We start from the raw sequence: 3538 nt of genomic DNA, 5'->3' as shown, positions 1-3538 counted from the left end.
TATTCGCTCTCGCCGAGCCAGCCCTCGATCCGTTTCTGTTGAGCAAATTTCTCGTCAAAGCGGAATCGACGGGCTTGCAAGTCAGTCTATGCCTAAATAAGAGCGATTTAGTCAGCGACACCGAGCGACAGGACTGGTGCGATCGGTTGAGTGAGTGGGGGTATCAACCGATCGTCATTAGCGTCGAGCATGGGGTGGGGATAAAGGAGTTGCAAGTAGAACTCGATCGACAGATTACGGTATTTGCCGGACATTCGGGGGTGGGTAAATCGAGCCTGACTAATGCGCTGATTCCCGATTCAAATATTAGAGTGGCGACAGTTTCGGGCAAGCTCAGTCGCGGACGACATACGACTCGTCACGTTCAATTATTTACCATGCCCACGGGGGGATTAATTGCCGATACGCCGGGATTCAATCAACCAGATATCGCGTGTGCGCCGACGGAATTAGCTGGATATTTTCCAGAGATTCGCCAGCGATTGACTACGGGAAATTGTCAGTTTAATAACTGCACCCATCGCGACGAACCCAATTGTATCGTGCGGGGCGAGTGGGAAAGATACCCTCATTATCTAGATTTTTTGGCAGATGCGATCGCCTGGGAACAGCAATTACAATCTCAGCCCAAACTTGAAAATAATCTCAAACAAAAAAGCAGTACTGGCAAAAAGAAATTCGAGCCAAAGTTAGACTCCAAATATCGCCAAATTGCCCGACACACCTTACTGCAATCGCAGGGTAAGCTATCCGATGAATTCGATGACGACTAGTAAGAGAAAATCTGTTCGATCGAGACTGAAACAATTAGGTAAAAATGTCAGCCAATCGCTATCGGTATTTCGCTACAGTCGTAAGGCGGTAGATTTAGTGTGGACGACTAGCCACACCCTGACGGTATCGCTAGCAATGTTCACACTCGCGGGGGGATTATTGCCCAGTGCGATCGCGTTTGTGGGTAAATTAATTGTCGATAATGTGGTGTTGGCAAATCGGAGTGGTTTGCAGATCGATCGTCAACAGGCGTTGCTATATGTGGGTGTAGAAGCGATCGCGATCGTATTACTCGCCGCTGCTCAGAAGGGTTTGGTAGTATGCCAATCACTATTGCGAGTACTACTAGCACAACGGGTAAATGAATCGATTCTCGAAAAAGCCCTCACTCTAAATCTGTCACATTTTGAAGATTCCGAATTTTACGACAAGATAACTCAGGCGCGATCGCAAGCCTCCAGCCGCCCGTTATCGCTAATTACGCGCACGTTTGGGCTGTGCCAGTCTGCATTGACCTTAATTACCTTTAGCGGCTTGCTGTGGCGATTTTCGGGGTGGGCGGTAGTGGTGCTAATTGTCGCGGCAATTCCCGCGTTTATTGCCGAAACCAGATTTTCGGAACATGCCTTCCGGTTGTTCCGGTGGCGATCGCCGGAAACCCGCCAGCAACATTATTTAGAGACATTATTAGCGCGAGAAGATTATGCCAAAGAAGTGCAACTCTATCAGCTCGGTGGAATGCTACTAGAGCGTTACCGCGACATCTTTAACCGACTTTACGAAGACGATCGCGATCTGACGATTAGGAAGGGCTTCTGGGGCTATTTACTGGGCTTATTAAGTACGGCAGCTTTTTATGGAGCCTATGCCTGGATTGTGCTTGAAGCGATCGCAGGCGTAATTACGCTCGGCGAAATGACGATGTATTTAGTCGTATTCAGACAAGGACAAGCGACATTTGCAGCGGCTCTAACTTCGATCGGCGGGATGTATGAAGATAACCTTTATCTTGCCAATCTTTACGAGTTTCTAGACCAACCGATTCCCCAATCTCAGGGGCGAATAACTCAAGGAACTATCAGAGATGGGATTCGCTTTGAAAATGTTTCTTTTAGTTATCCCGGTAGCGAACGACCTGTTTTAAATAATATCTCATTGCATTTACCATTAGGCGAAAAACTGGCGATCGTCGGTGAAAATGGTTCGGGTAAAACAACCCTAATTAAGTTATTAACTAACCTGTACCAACCCACCAGCGGGAGGATTTTACTCGATGGCGTGGATTTACAAGACTGGGATGTCGATGTATTGAGACGCAGAATCGGGGTGATTTTTCAGAACTTCGTTCAATACCAATTTACCGTCGGTGAAAATGTCGGCGTTGGCGATGTCGAACATTTAGACGATCGCAAAGAATGGCAAATTGCTGCGAGTAAAGGCATGGCAACACCCTTTATCGATGTGTTGCCAGAAAAGTTCGATACCCAGTTAGGCAAATGGTTTAAAGGCGGACAAGAATTATCGGGCGGACAATGGCAAAAAATTGCCCTCGCCCGTGCTTTTATGCGATCGGATGCTGATATTCTAATTTTAGACGAACCCACCGCCGCGATGGATGCTGAAGCGGAAATGAATATCTTCAACCATTTTCGATCGCTCACTCAAGACCGAATGGTAGTATTAATTTCCCATCGCTTTTCGACAGTCAGAATGGCGGATAAAATTATCGTCATGGCAAACGGTGAAATTATCGAGCAAGGCTCTCACGAGCTATTGTTACAAGCAGGCGGACGCTACGCTCATCTATTTTCACTCCAAGCCGCAGGGTATCAGTAATGGGGGAAGTAAATAATACAAAGAGGGCGATCGAATCGATCGCCCTCCCTGTCATACTAATGTTAATGATGGAATATCGACAGCCACCAAGTTAGATCCTAAAGCCTAATCTTTAACTGCAAAAAAGCTTAGGTGATAGGGAAAATTTTTCCAAGGATGGGTTTGGATTTCCTTAATTACTGTCATCCCTTTCCAAGATAATTCTGGAATGCTTACTTCCACTGGAGTTTTATTAATTCTGGCTTTCTTGATGAGGTTTTCAACACTTTTAGCATCTAGAGTTAGCAGCAAAGATTTATCGCCGTCGTGTCCGTATAAATTGACGGGGATATGTCCAGAGCGGCGGAGGCTATTAGGTTTGCTACCAGCAACGCGTTGTTTTAGTTCGACTGAAATTTCCATGATTTTGTGTTGTTATTTGGTAAAATTTTGGTACTGAGATCGATAATTTCCAACTCGTCGATCGAGTTAGATTTTAGTTGAAATGTACTAACCGATCGGCGTACCATCAGCCGATAATAGTCCCCGTTTTGGCCCGTGAATCGGATCTTCAACAATAATCGTTTGGTCGCGACTGGGGCCTAATGAGACGATCGAAATTGGCACTTCCATTAAGTCAGCTAAAAACTTGAGATAGTCTAAAGCAGCTTTAGGAAGATCTGCCAGCGATCGACAATCGGCGGTATTCTGTTTCCAGCCTGGGAGTGTTTTGTAAATGGGCACGCACTTGGCAAAATCGCGCGCGGAGTCGGGGAAGTCGGTGGTACGCTTACCATTAATTTCGTAAGCGATACAGACTTGAATCTCGTCAAATTCATCCAAGACATCCAGCTTGGTAATTGCCATGCAATCCATTCCGTTGATCCGGACGGCATAACGACCGATTACGCCATCGAACCAGCCACAGCGACGTTTGCGACCAGTTGTG

4 protein-coding genes are annotated in these 3538 nt (G+C 46.3%); 2 read left to right on the top strand and 2 right to left on the bottom strand.

What is annotated here, in order from left to right; genetic code table 11:
- Together rsgA and RMO79_RS21005 are read left to right on the top strand one after the other, a co-directional pair.
- A partial coding sequence (gene rsgA / locus RMO79_RS21010; protein ID WP_310485218.1) for a ribosome small subunit-dependent GTPase A occupies positions 1-773 on the top strand: 773 nt, incomplete at its 5' end.
- Positions 763-2610: an ABC transporter ATP-binding protein gene (locus tag RMO79_RS21005; RefSeq protein WP_310485217.1), complete on the top strand. Its 1848-nt coding sequence runs from the start codon at positions 763-765 to the stop codon at positions 2608-2610. The genes rsgA and RMO79_RS21005, both read left to right, overlap by 11 nt.
- Before the next feature lie 105 nt (positions 2611-2715).
- On the opposite strand, the gene rplY is transcribed toward RMO79_RS21005, so the two are convergent.
- On the bottom strand, positions 2716-3012 hold the full coding sequence (rplY, locus tag RMO79_RS21000; RefSeq protein ID WP_310485216.1) for a 50S ribosomal protein L25: 297 nt from the start codon (positions 3010-3012) through the stop codon (positions 2716-2718).
- 87 nt (positions 3013-3099) lie between these two features.
- Positions 3100-3538: adenylosuccinate synthetase (locus RMO79_RS20995; RefSeq protein ID WP_310485215.1), on the bottom strand; the 439-nt coding region annotated here is incomplete at its 5' end.

Origin of the sequence: Chamaesiphon sp. VAR_48_metabat_403 (assembly GCF_031422475.1) — a bacterium.
Taxonomy (GTDB): domain Bacteria; phylum Cyanobacteriota; class Cyanobacteriia; order Cyanobacteriales; family Chamaesiphonaceae; genus Chamaesiphon.
The sequence above is the reverse complement of the archived record's forward strand: the minus strand, read 5'-3'. Positions and strand labels throughout refer to the sequence as shown.

Bases quoted from the DNA above. Each gene is read 5' to 3' on its own strand.
- rplY (WP_310485216.1), bottom strand. From the start codon at position 3,012: ATGGAAATTTCAGTCGAACTAAAACAACGCGTTGCTGGTAGCAAACCT.
- RMO79_RS21005 (WP_310485217.1), top strand. From the start codon at position 763: ATGACGACTAGTAAGAGAAAATCTGTTCGATCGAGACTGAAACAATTA.